The following is a 16265-nucleotide window of genomic DNA, read 5'->3' as shown; positions in this document are numbered from 1 at the left end:
TCTGCCAATCGCACACGGACTCAGCCGTTAAGCGGCTGGGTCCGTGTGCGATTGGCAGAACTGACCCCGGTTTATGGACACGATTATGACTTCTCCGATTACTATCCGCCTCGGCCAGCGGGCACGCCAGCGCATTGCTGCTGAGGGCGTGCAGGCGGCCGATATCGCCATCGTTCCCGCTGCCGCCGGCGGTCCCAAGGGCTTGATCCTCAACGGCCTCGATTGCTGGATGTTCGGCGATTTCTTCAGGGATGCGCCGCGCCAGCGCCGGCTGGTCGGCGCGTCGATCGGCGCCTGGCGCATGGCGGCGTCGGCGTTCCACGATCCGGTGGCCGCGCACAAGCGGCTGGCGCGCCTGTACGCCGACCAGCGCTATCCAAACAAGGTCACGCCCGCCTACGTTTCGCAAACCTGCCGCGCGCTGCTGGATGAATTGCTCGATGGCCGCGCGGCCGAAGCCATCCATCATCCGCATCACCACGTCTCCGTGCTGGCCGTGCGCGGCATCGGCGCATTGGGCAACACCAACGGCGCGCGCTGGCGCGAGATGACCGGCTTCCTGCTGGCCGCCGCCGGCAACGCGCTGTCGCGCAAGCGCCTCGCCGCGTCGATGGAGCGCGTGGTGTTCCACAACCAGCACGATGACGCGCGCTGGCTGCGCGACGATTTCGACGCCTTCGCCGGCCACTTCGTCGGCCTCACCGAAGCCAATCTGCGCGATGCGCTGCTGGCCTCCGGCTCCATCCCGCTGGTGCTGCAGGCGGTGACCGGCATCGCCGGCGCGCCCGACGGCGCCTACTGGGACGGCGGCCTGATCGATTACCACCTGCACCTGCCCTACCAGCGCGATCCCGGCCTGGTGCTGTACCCGCACTTCAGCGATCACATCGTGCCCGGCTGGCTGGACAAGTCCATGCCCTGGCGCCGCGCGCGCGACGAGGCGCTCGACAACATGATCCTGGTTTCGCCCTCCGCCGATTTCGTCAGCCGGCTGCCGAACGCCAAGCTGCCGGACCGCAAGGACTTCACCGTCTACGGCCAGGACCACGACCGCCGCAACCGCGACTGGCTGCACGCCATCGGCGAGAGCGAACGCCTGGCCGAGGCCTTCGCACGCTGGTGCGAAAAACCCGATCTGAAACAGGCCGCCAGTTTCTGACTGTTCCCAAAAAGCAACGAAGTGATCCACAGCCGGCAAGACGGGTGCATACTTGTATCCCGCATGCTTGTTCGGAGTGATGATCATGAATGTCCTGTCGCAACTGCGTATTGGTACACGTCTCGCTGTCGGTTTTGCCGTGGTTTTGCTGCTGGCCATTCTCGCCACCTCGGTCGCCCTGGTCAACGCCCGCGCCACGGCGCAGGCCACGCGCGACATGATGGAAAAGCCGCTCGCCAAGGAGCGCCTGGTGGCCGACTGGTATGTGCTGACCTACTCCGCCATCGCCCGCACCGCGCTGATCGCCCGCAGCACCGATGAAAAACTCTCCGATACCTTTGCCGACGTCATCGCCGCCAGCACCAAGCGCGGCGGCGAGTTGATCGGCCAGATCAAGGAGCTGCTGACCAGTGACGAAGAACGCAAGATTTTCGAAGAGATCACCGATCTGCGCGCCAAGTACCAGAAGGGCAAGACCGACGTCATGAACGCCCGCAAGGCCGGCGACAGCGTCAAGGGCGAACAGCTGTTCAAGGACGCCTTCACGCCCGCCGCCGACGCTTACCAGAACCGCATCAAGAGCTTCCTCGCCATGCAGCGCCAGGCGATCGACGACACCGCCCACGCCATCGACGCCGCCAACAGCCGCAGCAACGCGCTGCTGATGCTGCTGGCCGCGCTGATGGTCGGCATCGGCTCGATCGCGGCATGGATCATCTCGCGCTCGATCACGGTGCCGCTGCGCTCCGCCGTCGACATCGCCGCCACCGTGGCCAACGGCGACCTGACCACGCAGTTCGACCAGCAGCACAACAAGGACGAAATCGGCGACCTGATGACGGCGCTGCGCGGCATGAACGATTCGCTGCGCACGGTCGTCAGCCAGGTGCAGGAAGGCACCAACACCATCGCCACCGCCTCCAACGAAATCGCCGCCGGCAATATGGACCTGTCGCAGCGCACCGAGGAACAAGCCAGCTCGCTGGAGGAAACCGCGTCGTCGATGGAGGAGCTGACTTCCACCGTGCGCCAGAATGCGGAGAACGCCAGGCAGGCCAACCAGCTGGCGCGCACCGCGTCCGAGGTGGCGGAAAAAGGCGGCTCCATCGTCGGCCAGGTGGTCAACACCATGGGCTCGATCAACGATTCGTCGCGCAAGATTGTCGACATCATCGGCGTCATCGACGGCATCGCGTTCCAGACCAATATCCTGGCGCTCAACGCCGCAGTGGAAGCGGCGCGCGCCGGCGAACAGGGACGCGGCTTTGCCGTGGTGGCGTCCGAGGTGCGCAACCTGGCGCAGCGCTCGGCCGGCGCCGCCAAGGAAATCAAGGAATTGATCGGCAATTCGGTCGAGCAGGTCGACATCGGCTCCAAGCTGGTGCAGCAGGCCGGCAGCACCATGGAGGATGTGGTGAACAGCGTGCGCCGCGTTACCGACATCATGGGCGAGATCACCTCGGCCAGCAGCGAGCAAAGCATCGGCATCGACCAGGTCAACACGGCGATTACGCAGATGGACCAGGTGACGCAGCAGAACGCCGCGCTGGTCGAACAGGCGGCAGCGGCGGCGGCCAGCATGCAGGAGCAGGCGACCCGGCTGGCCGACGTGGCGGCATCGTTCAAGCTGGGTAACGACGGCATGCGGGCCGCGCTGGCGCCGCGGCCGCAACGCGCCGCGCTGCCGGCGCCGGCCAAGGGCCGGCTGCAAGCCCCCAAAACGGAGCGCAAACCGGCCGCCGTCGGCGCAGAGCAAGATTGGCAAGAGTTCTGATTATTTCCGTAACAAAATGTTTCTACATGTAAATTCATTACAAAGAAAGCTATACTGGGAGCGTTACCAATAATCACAGGCCGTTGTCGGCCTCCCCCGGTCATGTCCTCCTTATCCAATATCCGCATCGGCGCCCGGCTGTCGCTGGGCTTTGCCGTTGTCCTGGTCCTTTCCATTATTTCCACCGCGTTTGCACTGCGCAACGCGGTGCAGAACGCCGACGCCACCAAGCGCATGATGGCCGAGCCGCTGGCGCGCGAGCGTCTGGCCGCCGACTGGTACACCCAGACCGCCGTCACCATCGCCCGCACCATCATGATGGCCAAGAGCACCGACACCTCGCTGGCCACCACCTTTGCCGACACCATGGCCGAAGGCTCGAAAAAGGGCAACGTCATGAACCGCAAGATGGGCGAACTGATCAGCAGCGACGACGAGAAGGCCATCTACCAGGCCACGCTGGGTGTGCGCGCCAAGTTCGTCGAGTCCAAGCAGGCGCTGATGGATGCCAACAAGGCCGGCGACGCCGAAGGCGCGGCGCGCATCTTCAGCACCAGCTTCACGCCGTCGGCCGAGGCCTACCAGGCAGGCATGCTGAAACTGGTGGAGTACGAACGCAAGGTGCTGGACCAGATGGCGCAGGACGTCGAAGCCGCGACCACCCGCAGCATCAACCTCACCATCACGCTCGGCGTGCTGCTGGTGGCGCTGGGCGCGGTGTGCGCGACGCTGATCTCGCGCAGCATCACCCGCCCGCTGGAATCGGCCATCGGCGTCGCCACCACGGTGGCCAGCGGCGACCTGACCACCGAATTCGGTGTAGCCTCGCGCGACCAGATCGGTGACCTGATGCGCGAACTGAAAGGCATGAACGACGAACTGGTGAAAGTGGTCGGCGACGTGCAGCACGGCGCGCAATCGATCGCGCTGGCGTCGAGCGAAATCGCCGCCGGCAACCACGACCTGTCGGCCCGCACCGAGCAGCAGGCCAGCGCGCTGGAGGAAACTGCGGCGTCGATGGAGGAACTGACCACCACCGTGCGCCAGAACGCCGACAACGCCCGCCAGGCCGACAAGCTGGCGCACGCCGCGTCGGAAGTGGCGGAGAAAGGCGGCGCCATCGTCAGCCAGGTGGTGCACACCATGGGCGCCATCGACAGCTCGGCCAAGAAGATCGTCGACATCATCGGCGTGATCGACGGCATCGCCTTCCAGACCAATATCCTGGCCCTGAATGCGGCGGTGGAAGCGGCGCGCGCCGGCGAGCAGGGACGCGGCTTCGCGGTGGTGGCGTCGGAAGTGCGCGGCCTGGCGCAACGCTCGGCGGCTGCGGCCAAGGAGATCAAGGCCCTGATCGACAATTCGGTGTCGCAGGTGGATGCCGGCGCGCAGCTGGTGCAGCAGGCCGGCAGCACGATGGAGGAAGTGGTGGCCAGCGTGCGCCGCGTTACCGACATCATGAGCGAGATCACCGCCGCCAGTTCGGAACAGAGCATCGGCATCAATCAGGTCAACGAAGCGATCGCGCAGATGGATGAGATGACGCAGCAGAACGCGGCGCTGGTGGAACAGGCGGCGGCAGCGGCGGCCAGCATGCAGGATCAGGCGGCGTCGCTGGCCGGCGTGTCGGCGCAGTTCAAGCTGGGCGCGGCGGCGGTGCAGGCGTCGGCGCCGGCGTTCAAGCCGGCGCCACGTCCGGCGGCGCGCATCGCACCGGCGCCGGCCGCCGCAACGCCGCGCGCCAAGGCGCCGGACAGCGAGTGGGAAGAGTTTTAACCCTTCAGGAACATCTCCTGAAGATCATTCAGAAAGCGCTGGCCTAGCTCGGTCGGCTTGATGATCTTGTAGTCGCGATACAGCAGCCCTTTGGCCTCGGCCGCATTGAGCTGCTTGTCGATGGCGTTGATGCTCAAGCCGGTCCGCTCGGCGAACAGGTTGGGATCGAAACCGCCGTGCAGGCGCAGCGTGTTGAGCATGAACTCGAAGCCCATGTCCTCGCGCTGGATCTCGTACTCTTCCTGCACCGGCGCGCCCAGCTTCACCTGCTCCATGTAGGCCTTGGGCTGCTTGTAACGCGCCTGGCGCAGGATGCGGTGCGGGAACGACAGCTTGGAATGCGCGCCCGCGCCGATGCCGAGATAGTCGCCAAACTCCCAGTAATTCAGATTGTGCCGCGCCCGATGGCCGGCCTTGGCGTAGGCCGAGATCTCGTACTGGCCGTAGCCGTTGGCGGCGGTCAGTTCGGCGATCATGTCCTGCATGTCGGCGCTGGCGTCGTCGTCCGGCAGCGTGGGCGGATACTTGGCGAACAGCGTGTTCGGCTCCATCGTCAGGTGGTACAGCGACAGGTGCGGCGGGTTGAAGGCCATCGCCGTCTCCACGTCCTGGCGCGCTTCTTCCAGCGTCTGCGACGGCAGCGCGTACATCAGGTCCAGATTGAAGTTGTCGAAGTTGGCCAGCGCGATGTCGACGGCGCGCCTGGCTTCGTTGTCGTCGTGGATGCGGCCCAGCGCCTTCAGGTGGCGCTCGTTGAAGCTCTGGATGCCGATCGACAGGCGATTGACGCCGCTGGCGCGGTAGGACTTGAACTTCTCCGCCTCGAAGGTGCCGGGGTTGGCTTCCATCGTGATCTCGCAGTCGCTGTCCAGCGGCAGCAAGGTGCGCACGTCGGACAGCAGGCGGTCGAGCCCGGCGGCCGACATCAGGCTTGGCGTGCCGCCGCCGATGAAGATGGTGTAGATCTTGCGGCCCCATATCAGCGGCAAGGCCTGTTCCAGGTCGGCGCGCACGGCGTCGAGATATTCCTGCTCGGGGAAGGCGCCGCCCTCCTTCGCTTCGTGCGAATTGAAATCGCAGTACGGGCATTTGCGCACGCACCACGGGAAGTGGATGTACAGCGACAGCGGCGGCAGCGCCGTCAGGTTCAGCGCGCCGCCTTGCAGGTATTTCGCAGCGACGCCGGCGGCTTCGCTGATGTCGGTGGCTGGCTTGCTCTTGCCTGGCTGCGCGCTGGCGCCGACGACTTTAATCGGGATCATTTCAGTTTCTCTACCAGTGCGCGCAGTGCCTGGCCGCGGTGCGACAAGGCGTTTTTCTCTTCCGGCGCCAGTTCGGCGGCGCACTTGCCCAGCGCTGGAATGAAGAAGTAAGGATCGTAGCCGAAGCCGCCGTCGCCATGGGGGGTGTCGATCATGACGCCGTTCCAGCGGCCGTCGGCGATGACCGGCTGTGGATCGTCGGCGTGGCGCACGAACACCAGCACGCAGTAGTAGTACGCGGACTTGTCTTCATGCTTGGCCAGTTCGGCGATCATTTTTTCGTTGTTGCGGGCGTCCGATTTCGGCTCGCCGGCAAAGCGCGCCGACAGCACGCCGGGCGCGCCGCCCAGCGCGTTGACGCACACGCCGGAATCGTCGGCCAGCGCCGGCAGGCCGGTCAGGCGCGAGGCGTGGCGGGCCTTTTGCAGTGCATTTTCGACAAAGGTGTGAAAAGGTTCATCTGCTTCAGGGACGTCGTACTCGCCCTGCGCGTGGACGGAAAAGCCCACAGTCGACAGCAGTTCGTTGAATTCCTTGAGTTTGCCCTTGTTGTTCGAGGCGAGGATAAGTCGTTGAGTCATGACGTATTTTACTCCGCGATGCCCAATGCCTGTTTTTGCATCTTGACGATGTCGGTGATGCCGGCCTGCGCCAGGTCCAGCAGGCGGTTCATGCCGGCGCGGTCGAAGGCGGCGCCTTCGGCGGTGCCCTGCACTTCGATGAAGTGGCCGGATTCGGTCATCACCACGTTCATGTCGGTGTCGCAGTTGGAGTCTTCGACGTAATCGAGGTCCAGCACCGGCGTGCCCTGGTAGACGCCGACCGAGATCGCCGCCACGAAGTGCTTCAGCGGGATTTCCGCAATCAGGCCGCGCGCCTTCAGCTTGGAGAAGGCGTCGTAGGCAGCCACCATGGCGCCGGTGATCGAGGCGGTGCGGGTGCCGCCGTCGGCCTGGATCACGTCGCAGTCCAGGTGCAGCGTGCGTTCGCCGAAGGCTTCCAGGTCAAACGCGGCGCGCAGCGAGCGGCCGATCAGGCGCTGGATTTCCTGCGTGCGGCCGGACTGCTTGCCCTTGGCCGCTTCGCGGTCCATGCGGCTGTGGGTGGAGCGCGGCAGCATGCCGTATTCGGCGGTCAGCCAGCCCTGGCCTTTGCCCTTCAGGAAGCCCGGCACTTTTTCTTCGATGCTGGCGGTGCAGATCACCTTGGTGTCGCCGCACTCGATCAGCACCGAACCTTCGGCGTGCTTGGTGTAGTCGCGGGTCAGGCGCAGGGTGCGCAGCGCATCGACCGGACGGCCGCTAGGACGGGTTACAGAGGTCATACAGTTCCTTATTTGAGAATTTGGGAGGACTTTTCTATCGCCCCGCGGATTTCCGCGATGGCTTTTTCGATGGCGTCGTCATCGAAGGCGTCGGTGTCGGCCGGCGCGGCGCCGGCGGCCGGCGTGTCGCGAATGGTGGTGCTGTGCAGGTCTTGGGGCAGCGCTTCGGTGGAAATCACGGTGGCCGTGATCGGCCCCATATTGTCCACCACCGAACTGCCCTGCCACATGATGGCCAGCGCCGTGACGTTGTCGCTGGCGCCGCCCGCCGCCAGCAGCGCGGCCTGCAGTATATCCGGCACCGCGCGCACCACGGTCTGGGCCTGCATGCGGCGCGCCAGATCATCGTCCGGCAGCATAGACCACAAACCGTCGGAGCACAACAGCAGCAGGTCGCCCGGCAGCACGCCGGCGCCGGCCGAGACTTCCACCTTGGGCAGCGAGTCGGCGCCGAGGCAGTTGAACAGCTTGTTGCGGTCCGGGTGGGTGGCGCGCTCGGACGGCTGCGCCAGTCCCCTGGCGATCAGGCTTTCCACGTGCGAGTGGTCGCGCGTGCGCGCCAGGATCTGGCCGTCGCGCATCCAGTACAGGCGCGAGTCGCCGCAATGGGCCCAGGTGGCGGTGTTGTGCTGGACCAGGCAGGCGACGATGGTGGTGCGCGGCGTTTCCGCCAGCTGGTGTGCGACGCGGTACTGGTGGATGTCGCGGTGCGCAGCGTGGAAGGCTTCCTCCAGGAAGCGCTGCGGCTTCTTCACATAGGGCTGCGCCTGCTGCTGGAACATGGTGGAGATGGTTTGCAGCGCCACCGTGGCGGCGATCTCGCCGTGCAGGTGGCCGCCCATGCCGTCGGCCAGCACCAGCAGCAGCGCGTCGCGGGTGAAGCTGTAACCCATGCGGTCCTGGTTGACCTTGCGGCCGCCGATGTGACTTTCCTGGTACACGGAGAATTGCATGGTGTCGTCCTCTCGATTCAGACCAGCGTGTCCGGGCCGGCCTTGGCGCGCGCGCCGCTGCCGCCCAGCCGGCCCACCAGGCCGCGCAGTTTGTCCAGCACGGTGGGCGGCGGCGCGGCCGGCGCGACGGCCGGCGCGGTGGTTTGCAGCCCTTTCTGCACCGCGAACAGGCTTTGCGGCCGGTCCAGCGGCTCCACTTCCAGGCACCAGCGCACCAGCTGCACCAGTTCCGGCGAATACTGGCCCTCCAGTTTCAGGAAGTGGCCGGCCATCTTGTCCTCGGTCTTGCGCTGGTCGGCCGGCTGCGGCGGCGAGCCGACCATGCAGGCGAACATCGCCGCGCCGATGCTGTAAATATCGGTCCATGGGCCCATGCCGGCCTTGGCGTACAGTTCGGGCGGCGCGAAGCCGGGAGTGTACATCGGCGTCAGCGTCGGCATGTCGGTGTTGACGGTCTGGCGCGCGGCGCCGAAGTCGAGCAGCATCGGCGTGCCGTCGGTGCGCAGGTAGATATTGGCCGGTTTCAGGTCCAGGTGCAGCAGCTTGTTGGCGTGGACTTCACGTAGTCCCTTGACCACCTGGGTGAAGATGGTGCGGATGAAGGCTTCGCCCACTTTGCTGCCTTTTCCGCGCTGGCGCTGGATGTGTTCCTGCAGCGAATGGCCCGATTCGTAGGCCATAACCATATAAACGGTTTCGTGCGCGCGGAAGAAATTGAGCACGCTTACAACATTCGGGTGCGAAATGCGCGCCAGCGCCCGGCCTTCCTCGAAAAAGCACTTGAGACCGATGCGGAACACGGGAAGATGCGCTTTTGAGACGGACGGCACCAGTTCTCCCTCCTGCCGCAGGGCCAGGGAACTGGGCAAATACTCCTTGATTGCCACCGCCACGCCCTCGCTATCGTATGCAAGGTAAACAATACTGAACCCACCGGACGCAATTTTCTTTACAATGCGATATCCAGCAATTTCCAGACCATCTGGTAACGGGGCGTTGTTTTGTGCAGCCATAAGATTCCTCGCCTCAACACCCGGATTGTGTGGATAAATCACTGTTTTGTAAAGATTAAATCGGGGATATCCATTGAGCATTTCCAGCATGACGGGCTACGCGGTCGCCACCAGTGAAAGTGCGGCGGGAACACTGACTATCGAAATCAAGAGCGTCAACTCGCGATTTTTAGACTTACAGTTTCGAATAAACGACGATTTGCGTGCGCTTGAACCCGATTTGCGCTCCGCCGTCATGGCCGCCATCACGCGCGGCAAAGTCGAATTGCGGTTGAGCTTTGGCCGCAAGGCGGCCACGGCCGGGACGCAGGCGCTGAACCTGCCCTTGTTGACGGAACTGCAACGACTGCAGACCGAAGTCGGCAATCTGTTCCAGGGTGTGCAAACGATGTCAGTTGCTGAACTACTGCGCTGGCCGGGCGTCATCGAAGAAGCGCAGATCGGCCAGGAGTCGCTGCAGGCCGACGTGGCCGCCCTCGCCGGCCGCACCATCGCCGCCTTTGTCACCAGCCGGCAGCGCGAAGGCGCGGCGCTGGAGGCGATGCTGATTTCGCGCATCGAGGCGATGGAAGCCATCGTCAAGCGCATCACGCCGCTGATTCCGCAGGTGGTGGCGGCGTTCCAGCAGAAGGCGGTCGAGCGCATGCAGGACGCGCTGGGACTGGCCTGCCAGGGATCGAATTCGGCGCTGTCGCGCCAGGATGCGCTGGAACGGATACGCCAGGAAGTGATTTTGTACGGCATCCGCATCGACGTCGCCGAGGAGCTGGGCCGCCTGTCCGCCCACCTGACCGAGACCCGCCACATCCTGAAAAAAGGCGGCCAGGTCGGCAAGCGCCTGGACTTCATGATGCAGGAGCTGAACCGCGAGGCCAACACGCTGGGCGCCAAAGCCTCGGTCAAGGAACTGGCCGATGCCTCGATGGAGCTGAAGCTGCTGATCGAACAGATGCGCGAGCAGGTGCAAAACCTGGAGTAATCGAAAAGGAGCTGCGGCTCCTTTTTTTACGCCCCGATTATCCACGGCAGTGAATAAATATTTCGACTTTAGGGTGATTATTAAATAATCGGATGGCGGTACAGTGGTGTCACTCCAACTTCTTCTTGAAAGAGAACATCATGAAAAACGCTAGCCAACTGCTGAATGCCTATCTGTCCAACATCCAGGCCCCTGCCGTCGCCGGCGCCTTGTTTGCCGAGGACGGCGTGCTGGAATTGCCGACGCTGTCGTCGCTGGGCATCAACGCCCGCGCGGTCGGCCCGACCGCCATCGCCGCCTTCATCAGCGGCCTGCTGAAAAACGTGCCGGACTTCCGCTTCAAGGACATACAGCTGTTCATCGAAACCGAGGACAAGGTCTTCGGCGAATACAGCGTCGAAGCCAAGGTCCTGTCGACCGGCAAACTCTACAAGCAAACCTACGCCGGCATGCTGGTGGCGGAAAACGGCAAGATCAAACACCTGCGCGAAGCCCTGGACACCCTCGCCGCAGCCAAAGCCTTCGCCCCAGACTGAACAGCTTGCTTGCAGCACTTCTTGGAGTGGAGTAGTTTAAGCCCATCGACAACGAGGTGCCGCCATGACCAGCACGCGCTTATCCAGCAAGGAATTCGGGCCAGACTTTATCCAAGCCGCCAAGGCTGCTAATGATGGGCCGGTTTTTGTTATCGAGCAGGACGAAACAGCCTTCGTCCTGCTCAATTTCAAAGATTATCAGCGTCTGGTTCGTGAGCACAGGAATATGGCGGAATTACTATCCGTACCTGATGTAGCCGCAAGCATCGACTTCGACCCGCCACGCTCGCAAGAAACCGCCAGATCCGCAGAATTCACATGAATTTTCTACTCGATACCAATGTCGTATCTGAGTTAAGAAAAGCGTCGGCCAAGGCACATCCGAATGTCGTACGCTGGAAACTGAGCGTTGACGCCAGCGCGCTATATTTGTCAGCGATTACTATTCATGAGTTAGAACTCGGCATACTGCTTCTGATGCCTCGCGACCCGATAGGCAGCAACTCCTTGCGTGCATGGTTGCAAAACCAGATACTCATCTCGTGCGCTGGGCGCATTATTCCGGTCGACTCGGCCATTGCCCAACAAAGTGCGGCCTTGAATGTTCCTCGTAGCCGGCCGTGGGCAGACGCGTTGATTGCCGCGACTGCTCTGGTTCACGGCCTGACAGTCGTCACCCGGAATGTTGGTGATTTCCACGCTACCGGAGTGAAGATGCTGAATCCTTGGTTATAAAACCTGGTTCAACTTCAGGATCTGGATGTCGGCCTTGCCGCCGATGGCCTGGACCAGGGCCTGGAAGTGCGGCGTGGCTTCGTGTTCGGCCAGCGCGGCATCGTCGCGCCAGGCTTCGAGCATGACGAAGCTGGCGTGGTTGCCGAGGTCGACGTGCAGGTCGTAGCGGATGCAGCCGGCTTCGGCGCGGCTGGCCGGCACCACCTGCTCCAGCGCCTCGCGCACCAGCACTTCGTTGCCTTCCTTGGCGGTGATGGTGGCGACGACGATCAGTTCTTTCATGGTATATCCCTGTATCAAATCAAACCTCGATACTAGCAGGAGACGCACGATGGCGCAGATACGGGCAGGAATCGGCGGCTGGGACTTCGCCCCATGGCGCGAAACCTTTTATCCCAAGGACGTGCCGGTCAAGAAGCAGCTGGAATACGCCAGCACCCAGGTCACCAGTATCGAGATCAACGGCACCTTCTACCGCACCGCCAAGCCCGAACACTTCGCCGGCTGGGCCGCCAGGACGCCAGACGATTTCGTCTTCGCCGTCAAGGCCTCGCGCTACGCCACCCACCGCAAGGTGCTGGCCGAAGCCGGCGAATCGATCGAGCGTTTCATCGACAGCGGCCTGTCCGAACTCGGCGACAAGCTCGGCCCCATCCTGTGGCAGCTGGCCGCCACCAAGCAGTTCGATCCGGACGACATCGAAGCCTTCTTCAAGCTGCTGCCGGCCAGGCTCGGCAAGCGCAAGCTGCAGCATGTCCTCGACGCGCGCCACGACAGTTTTCTCAGCGACGATTACTTCAAGCTGGCGCGCAAGCACAAGATCGCCACCGTCATCACCGACTCGCCCAAGTTTCCCCATGTCGACACCATCACCGGCGAGTTCGTCTACGCGCGCCTGATGGATGCGCGCAGCGACGTCGCCACCGGCTACACCAGGCCAGCATTGAAGAAATGGGCGACACAGGCCAGGGACTGGCAGCAGCAGGCCAAGTCCGGCAACGTCTACGTCTACTTCATCAACGGCGCCAAGGAGCGCGCGCCGGCCGCCGCCCAGCACCTGCTGGCGCTGCTGTAAATTGAACGCATCTCGTTGCTCTTGGTAAAATACATCTTTGGGCGACGCACAAGTCGCCCGCTGACGTTTTTGAAAGATCACCCATGAGCTCATCCAACGGATTTTCGGGCAGCTTGTTTGTCGTCGCCGCGCCGTCCGGCGCCGGCAAGTCCACGCTGGTCAACGCGCTGCTGGCCAAGGAACCGACCATCAAGCTGTCGATTTCGACCACCACCCGCGCGCCGCGTCCGGGCGAAACCCACGGCCAGCAGTACTACTTCACCAGCGCCGAAGACTTCGTCGCGCGCGCCAAGGCAGGCGAGTTCCTGGAGTGGGCCGAAGTGCACGGCAACTACTACGGCACCTCGCGCCTGATGGTGGAAGAACAGATGAAAACCGGCACCGACGTGCTGCTGGAAATCGACTGGCAAGGCGCGCGCCAGGTCAAGAAGCTGTTCCCGCAGGCGGCCGGCATTTTCATCCTGCCGCCATCGATCGACGCGCTGGAGGAACGCCTGAAAAAACGCGCCACCGACGAGCCGCACGTGATCACCAAACGGCTGCTGGCGGCGGGCGGCGAAATCGCCCACGCTCCCGAGTTCGAGTATGCTATTATCAACGAAGAATTCGACGTCGCGCTGTCGGAACTGACGGCGATAGTCCGAGCGGCCCGTTGCCGGTTTGCGCAACAAGCGGCACGCAATACCTCGCTCTTTGCCCAGTTGGGCATCCACGCTGAATAAATAAACACAAGATTTTAGGAGTTAAGATGGCCCGCATTACGATTGAAGATTGTCTGAAAAGCATACCTAACCGTTTCCAGCTGACCCTGGCCGCCACCTACCGCGCGCGCCAACTGCTGCAAGGCCACACCCCGAAGGTGGAAGCCAAGGACAAACCGACCGTGGTTGCCCTGCGTGAAATCGCCGCCGGCAAAGTCGGTCTGGAAATGTTGAAAAAGGTCCCAATGTAAGTTGGGACCGCGTTCCCGAACAATGTGAATGTGGTATGTTTTGTAGCAGCTAGACATTCTCATTGAGACGGAACGCATACGTATGAATCTGATCCCTGCCGATCCGACACTGAGTGACACCCAGCCTACCAAGGCGAAACGGCCGGCCAAAGCGCCGGCTGCAGTCATGTCCGAGACCAACGCAGGGGATAGCACCTCCTCCGCTCCACCCGCCACACCCCCAGTATCTCCCGTGATTTCCTCGTCGCCCCTGGCCACGCCGCTCGCTTTGACCGCCGGCGTTGCATCCGTTACCCATCTGACCGAAAAGCTGGCCGAATACATGAACGCCGCCGACCTGAAAAAGGTCAAGGAAGCGTATCGCTTTTCGGATGAAATGCACCTTGGTCAATTGCGCAAGTCGGGCGAGCCCTACATCTCGCACCCGATCGCCGTGGCTGAAATCTGCGCCGACTGGAAGCTCGACGCGCAAGCCATCATGGCCGCGCTGCTGCATGACGTGATGGAGGACCAGGACGTCAAGAAGGACGAGCTGATCGAGCGCTTCGGCGCGCCGGTGGCCAACCTGGTGGACGGCTTGTCGAAGCTGGAGAAAATCGAATTCCAGAGCCAGATCGAAGCGCAGGCGGAAAACTTCCGCAAGATGCTACTGGCGATGGCCTCGGACGTGCGCGTGATCCTGATCAAGCTGGCCGACCGCCTGCACAATATGCGTACCATGGACGTGATGAAGCCGGCCGCCAAGGCCCGCATCTCCAAAGAGACCATGGAAGTGTATGTGCCGATCGCGCACCGTCTCGGCCTGAACAACATTTATCGCGAACTGCAGGACCTGTCGTTCGCGCACCTGTACCCGCTGCGCTACCGCACGCTGGCCAAGGCCGTCAAGGCGGCGCGCGGCAACCGCCGCGAGGTGGTCACCAAGATCCTCGAATCGGTGAAGACCACGCTGGCGATGGCGGACATCGAGGCCGAAGTCTACGGCCGCGAAAAAACCCTGTACGGCATCTACAAGAAAATGCGCAGCAAGCACCTGTCGTTCTCGCAGGTGCTGGACGTGTACGGCTTCCGCGTGGTGGTCGACAGCTTCCCGAACTGCTATGTTGCGCTGGGCACCTTGCACCAGCTGTACAAGCCGATGCCGGGCAAGTTCAAGGACTACATCGCGATCCGCAAGCTGAACGGCTACCAGTCGCTGCACACCACGCTGATCGGCCCGTACGGCACGCCGGTGGAATTCCAGATCCGCACCCAGGAAATGCATCGCACCGCCGAGTCCGGCGTGGCGGCGCACTGGCTGTACAAGAACGGCGAAGCGAATATGTCGGACCTGCAGCAGCGTACCCACGCCTGGCTGCAATCGCTGCTCGACATCCAGCAGCAGACCGGCGACTCGGCCGAGTTCCTGGAACACGTCAAGGTCGACCTGTTCCCGGATTCGGTGTACGTGTTCACGCCGAAATCGAAAATCATCGCGCTGCCGCGCGGCGCCACGCCGGTCGACTTCGCGTATGCGATTCACACCGGGATTGGCGACCACACGGTGTCGGTCACGATCAACAACGAGCCGGCGTCGCTGCGTACCGAGCTGCGCAATGGCGACATCGTCGAGATCGTGACGGATTCGGCCTCGCGGCCGAGTCCGAGCTGGCTGTCGTTCGTACGGACCGGCAAGGCGCGTTCGGCGATCCGCCATCATCTGCGCACCATCAATCTGCCGGAATCGATTGCGCTGGGCGAGCAGCTGCTGTCGCATGCGCTGACCTCGCTGGGCGTGAGTCCGGAGCTGGAGGATGCGCTGGTCGCCAGCCTGCTGAAGGAATCGAGCGCCAAGTCGCTGGACGAGCTGTATGCCGACATCGGCGTCGGCAAGCGCATGGCGGCGCTGGTGGCGCGGCATATCTTCGGCTTGCGCGGCGGCGAGTCGGCCAGCGCGCCGGTCGATCACAACAGCGCGGCGGAGCTGGACCCGGTGACCATTTGCGGCAGCGAGGGCGTGTCGGTGCAGCTGGCGCCGTGCTGCCTGCCGATTCCGGGCGATGCGATTATCGGGCAGCTGCGGCGCGACCAGGGCTTGCTGGTGCATACCTCGGACTGCACGCTGGCCAAGCGGCAGAAGGCCAAGGAGCCGGATCGCTGGATTGCGGTGAAGTGGGGCACGGAGTTGAACCGTCGCTTTGACAGCCGCATCAAGCTGCTGATCAATAATGAGAAGGGTATCCTGGCGCGCGTGGCGGCGGAGATTGGCGAGTCAGATGCCAATATCACCTACGTCGGCATGGATGAGGACAAGGATAATGTGCTGCACCAGCTGCGCTTTACGGTGCAGGTGAAGGACCGGGTGCATCTGGCGGGCTTGCTGCGGAATGTGCGGCGGGTGGCTGGGGTGAATCGCATCCTGCGCGAGCGCAGCTAGCTGGACCCGCACTGCCAGGTGTGGTCTGACCCCGTACGGGGTCAGCCCCCTAAGTGGTGCCGCATGTGTATCGCTTAAGGTTGCGGGGTGGATGCCCCGAAACCCTTGTCCCCCCCAAAACCCATTCCCATTCGCCGCCGCGCGAATCTCGGCGATCTGCATGGGGGTTAGGGGTTGCTGGAACAGCCGCATATACGCCTGCCTGCGGTCAGACGGGTTCAAGCCCAATCTTTCGTAGACGGAATGCGGCGTCAGCAACTCGTCACGCCGCCCTTCCGCATTGGACCGATAACTCGACCACTTGTAATTCC

General features: G+C 63.1%; 17 protein-coding genes. 11 read left to right on the top strand and 6 right to left on the bottom strand.

Going from position 1 to position 16265, the window contains the following annotated elements:
* Positions 1–85 precede the first annotated feature (85 nt).
* The 3 genes from GJ698_RS20665 (at position 86) to GJ698_RS20655 (ending at position 4709) form a co-directional block, all read left to right on the top strand.
* A complete protein-coding gene (locus GJ698_RS20665; protein ID WP_154359751.1) occupies positions 86–1159 on the top strand; it encodes a patatin-like phospholipase family protein in 1074 nt (357 codons plus the stop codon).
* Between the two features lie 85 nt (positions 1160–1244).
* A complete protein-coding gene (locus tag GJ698_RS20660; RefSeq protein WP_154359750.1) occupies positions 1245–2933 on the top strand; it encodes a methyl-accepting chemotaxis protein in 1689 nt (562 codons plus the stop codon).
* Between the two features lie 102 nt (positions 2934–3035).
* Positions 3036–4709, top strand: a complete 1674-nt coding sequence (locus GJ698_RS20655; protein WP_154359749.1) for a methyl-accepting chemotaxis protein — start codon at positions 3036–3038, stop codon at positions 4707–4709.
* Here the strand turns inward: GJ698_RS20655 and hemW are convergent.
* The 5 genes from hemW to GJ698_RS20630 are packed head-to-tail and all read right to left on the bottom strand — an operon-like array spanning position 4706 to position 9261.
* Positions 4706–5971, bottom strand: coding sequence for a radical SAM family heme chaperone HemW (gene hemW / locus GJ698_RS20650; RefSeq protein ID WP_154359748.1), 1266 nt, complete (start codon positions 5969–5971; stop codon positions 4706–4708). The genes GJ698_RS20655 and hemW overlap by 4 nt on opposite strands.
* Entirely contained in the window at positions 5968–6552 is a 585-nt protein-coding gene (rdgB, locus tag GJ698_RS20645) for an RdgB/HAM1 family non-canonical purine NTP pyrophosphatase (protein ID WP_154359747.1), read from the bottom strand. Before rdgB ends, hemW begins: the two co-directional genes overlap by 4 nt.
* Before the next feature lie 8 nt (positions 6553–6560).
* The gene (gene rph / locus GJ698_RS20640) at positions 6561–7295 is read right to left on the bottom strand and encodes a ribonuclease PH (RefSeq protein WP_154359746.1); all 735 of its coding nucleotides are present in this window, start codon (positions 7293–7295) and stop codon (positions 6561–6563) included.
* Positions 7296–7303: 8 nt separating this feature from the next.
* Positions 7304–8248 carry a PP2C family protein-serine/threonine phosphatase gene (locus GJ698_RS20635; protein ID WP_154359745.1) on the bottom strand — a complete coding sequence of 315 codons (945 nt, stop codon included), beginning with the start codon at positions 8246–8248 and terminating at the stop codon, positions 7304–7306.
* A 17-nt stretch (positions 8249–8265) separates the two neighbouring features.
* Positions 8266–9261 carry a serine/threonine protein kinase gene (locus GJ698_RS20630; protein WP_154359744.1) on the bottom strand — a complete coding sequence of 332 codons (996 nt, stop codon included), beginning with the start codon at positions 9259–9261 and terminating at the stop codon, positions 8266–8268.
* An 88-nt stretch (positions 9262–9349) separates the two neighbouring features.
* Between GJ698_RS20630 and GJ698_RS20625 the strand changes: the two genes are divergently transcribed.
* The 4 genes from GJ698_RS20625 (at position 9350) to GJ698_RS20610 (ending at position 11511) form a co-directional block, all read left to right on the top strand.
* Positions 9350–10240: a YicC/YloC family endoribonuclease gene (locus GJ698_RS20625; protein WP_154359842.1), complete on the top strand. Its 891-nt coding sequence runs from the start codon at positions 9350–9352 to the stop codon at positions 10238–10240.
* A 140-nt stretch (positions 10241–10380) separates the two neighbouring features.
* Positions 10381–10776, top strand: a complete 396-nt coding sequence (locus GJ698_RS20620) for a nuclear transport factor 2 family protein (protein WP_154359743.1) — start codon at positions 10381–10383, stop codon at positions 10774–10776.
* Positions 10777–10840: 64 nt separating this feature from the next.
* The gene (locus GJ698_RS20615) at positions 10841–11098 is read left to right on the top strand and encodes a type II toxin-antitoxin system Phd/YefM family antitoxin (RefSeq protein WP_154359742.1); all 258 of its coding nucleotides are present in this window, start codon (positions 10841–10843) and stop codon (positions 11096–11098) included.
* Positions 11095–11511: a type II toxin-antitoxin system VapC family toxin gene (locus GJ698_RS20610; RefSeq protein WP_154359741.1), complete on the top strand. Its 417-nt coding sequence runs from the start codon at positions 11095–11097 to the stop codon at positions 11509–11511. Before GJ698_RS20615 ends, GJ698_RS20610 begins: the two co-directional genes overlap by 4 nt.
* Here the strand turns inward: GJ698_RS20610 and GJ698_RS20605 are convergent.
* The gene (locus GJ698_RS20605) at positions 11506–11793 is read right to left on the bottom strand and encodes a putative quinol monooxygenase (RefSeq protein WP_154359740.1); all 288 of its coding nucleotides are present in this window, start codon (positions 11791–11793) and stop codon (positions 11506–11508) included. The genes GJ698_RS20610 and GJ698_RS20605 overlap by 6 nt on opposite strands.
* Before the next feature lie 49 nt (positions 11794–11842).
* Between GJ698_RS20605 and GJ698_RS20600 the strand changes: the two genes are divergently transcribed.
* The 4 genes from GJ698_RS20600 (at position 11843) to GJ698_RS20585 (ending at position 15954) form a co-directional block, all read left to right on the top strand.
* Entirely contained in the window at positions 11843–12586 is a 744-nt protein-coding gene (locus GJ698_RS20600; RefSeq protein WP_154359739.1) for a DUF72 domain-containing protein, read from the top strand.
* Between the two features lie 83 nt (positions 12587–12669).
* Positions 12670–13308 carry a guanylate kinase gene (gmk, locus tag GJ698_RS20595; protein WP_154359738.1) on the top strand — a complete coding sequence of 213 codons (639 nt, stop codon included), beginning with the start codon at positions 12670–12672 and terminating at the stop codon, positions 13306–13308.
* Positions 13309–13334: 26 nt separating this feature from the next.
* Positions 13335–13538, top strand: coding sequence for a DNA-directed RNA polymerase subunit omega (gene rpoZ, locus GJ698_RS20590; protein ID WP_154359737.1), 204 nt, complete (start codon positions 13335–13337; stop codon positions 13536–13538).
* Positions 13539–13620: 82 nt separating this feature from the next.
* Complete coding sequence (locus GJ698_RS20585; RefSeq protein WP_154359736.1) at positions 13621–15954, top strand: RelA/SpoT family protein; 2334 nt, start codon at positions 13621–13623, stop codon at positions 15952–15954.
* The last annotated feature ends 311 nt before the right edge of the window (positions 15955–16265 follow it).

It is taken from the genome of Duganella aquatilis, assembly GCF_009674565.1.
GTDB classification, from domain to species: Bacteria; Pseudomonadota; Gammaproteobacteria; order Burkholderiales; family Burkholderiaceae_D; genus Rugamonas; species Rugamonas aquatilis.
Note: the sequence above shows the minus strand (reverse complement) of the source record. Positions and strands in the feature narration are given on the sequence as shown.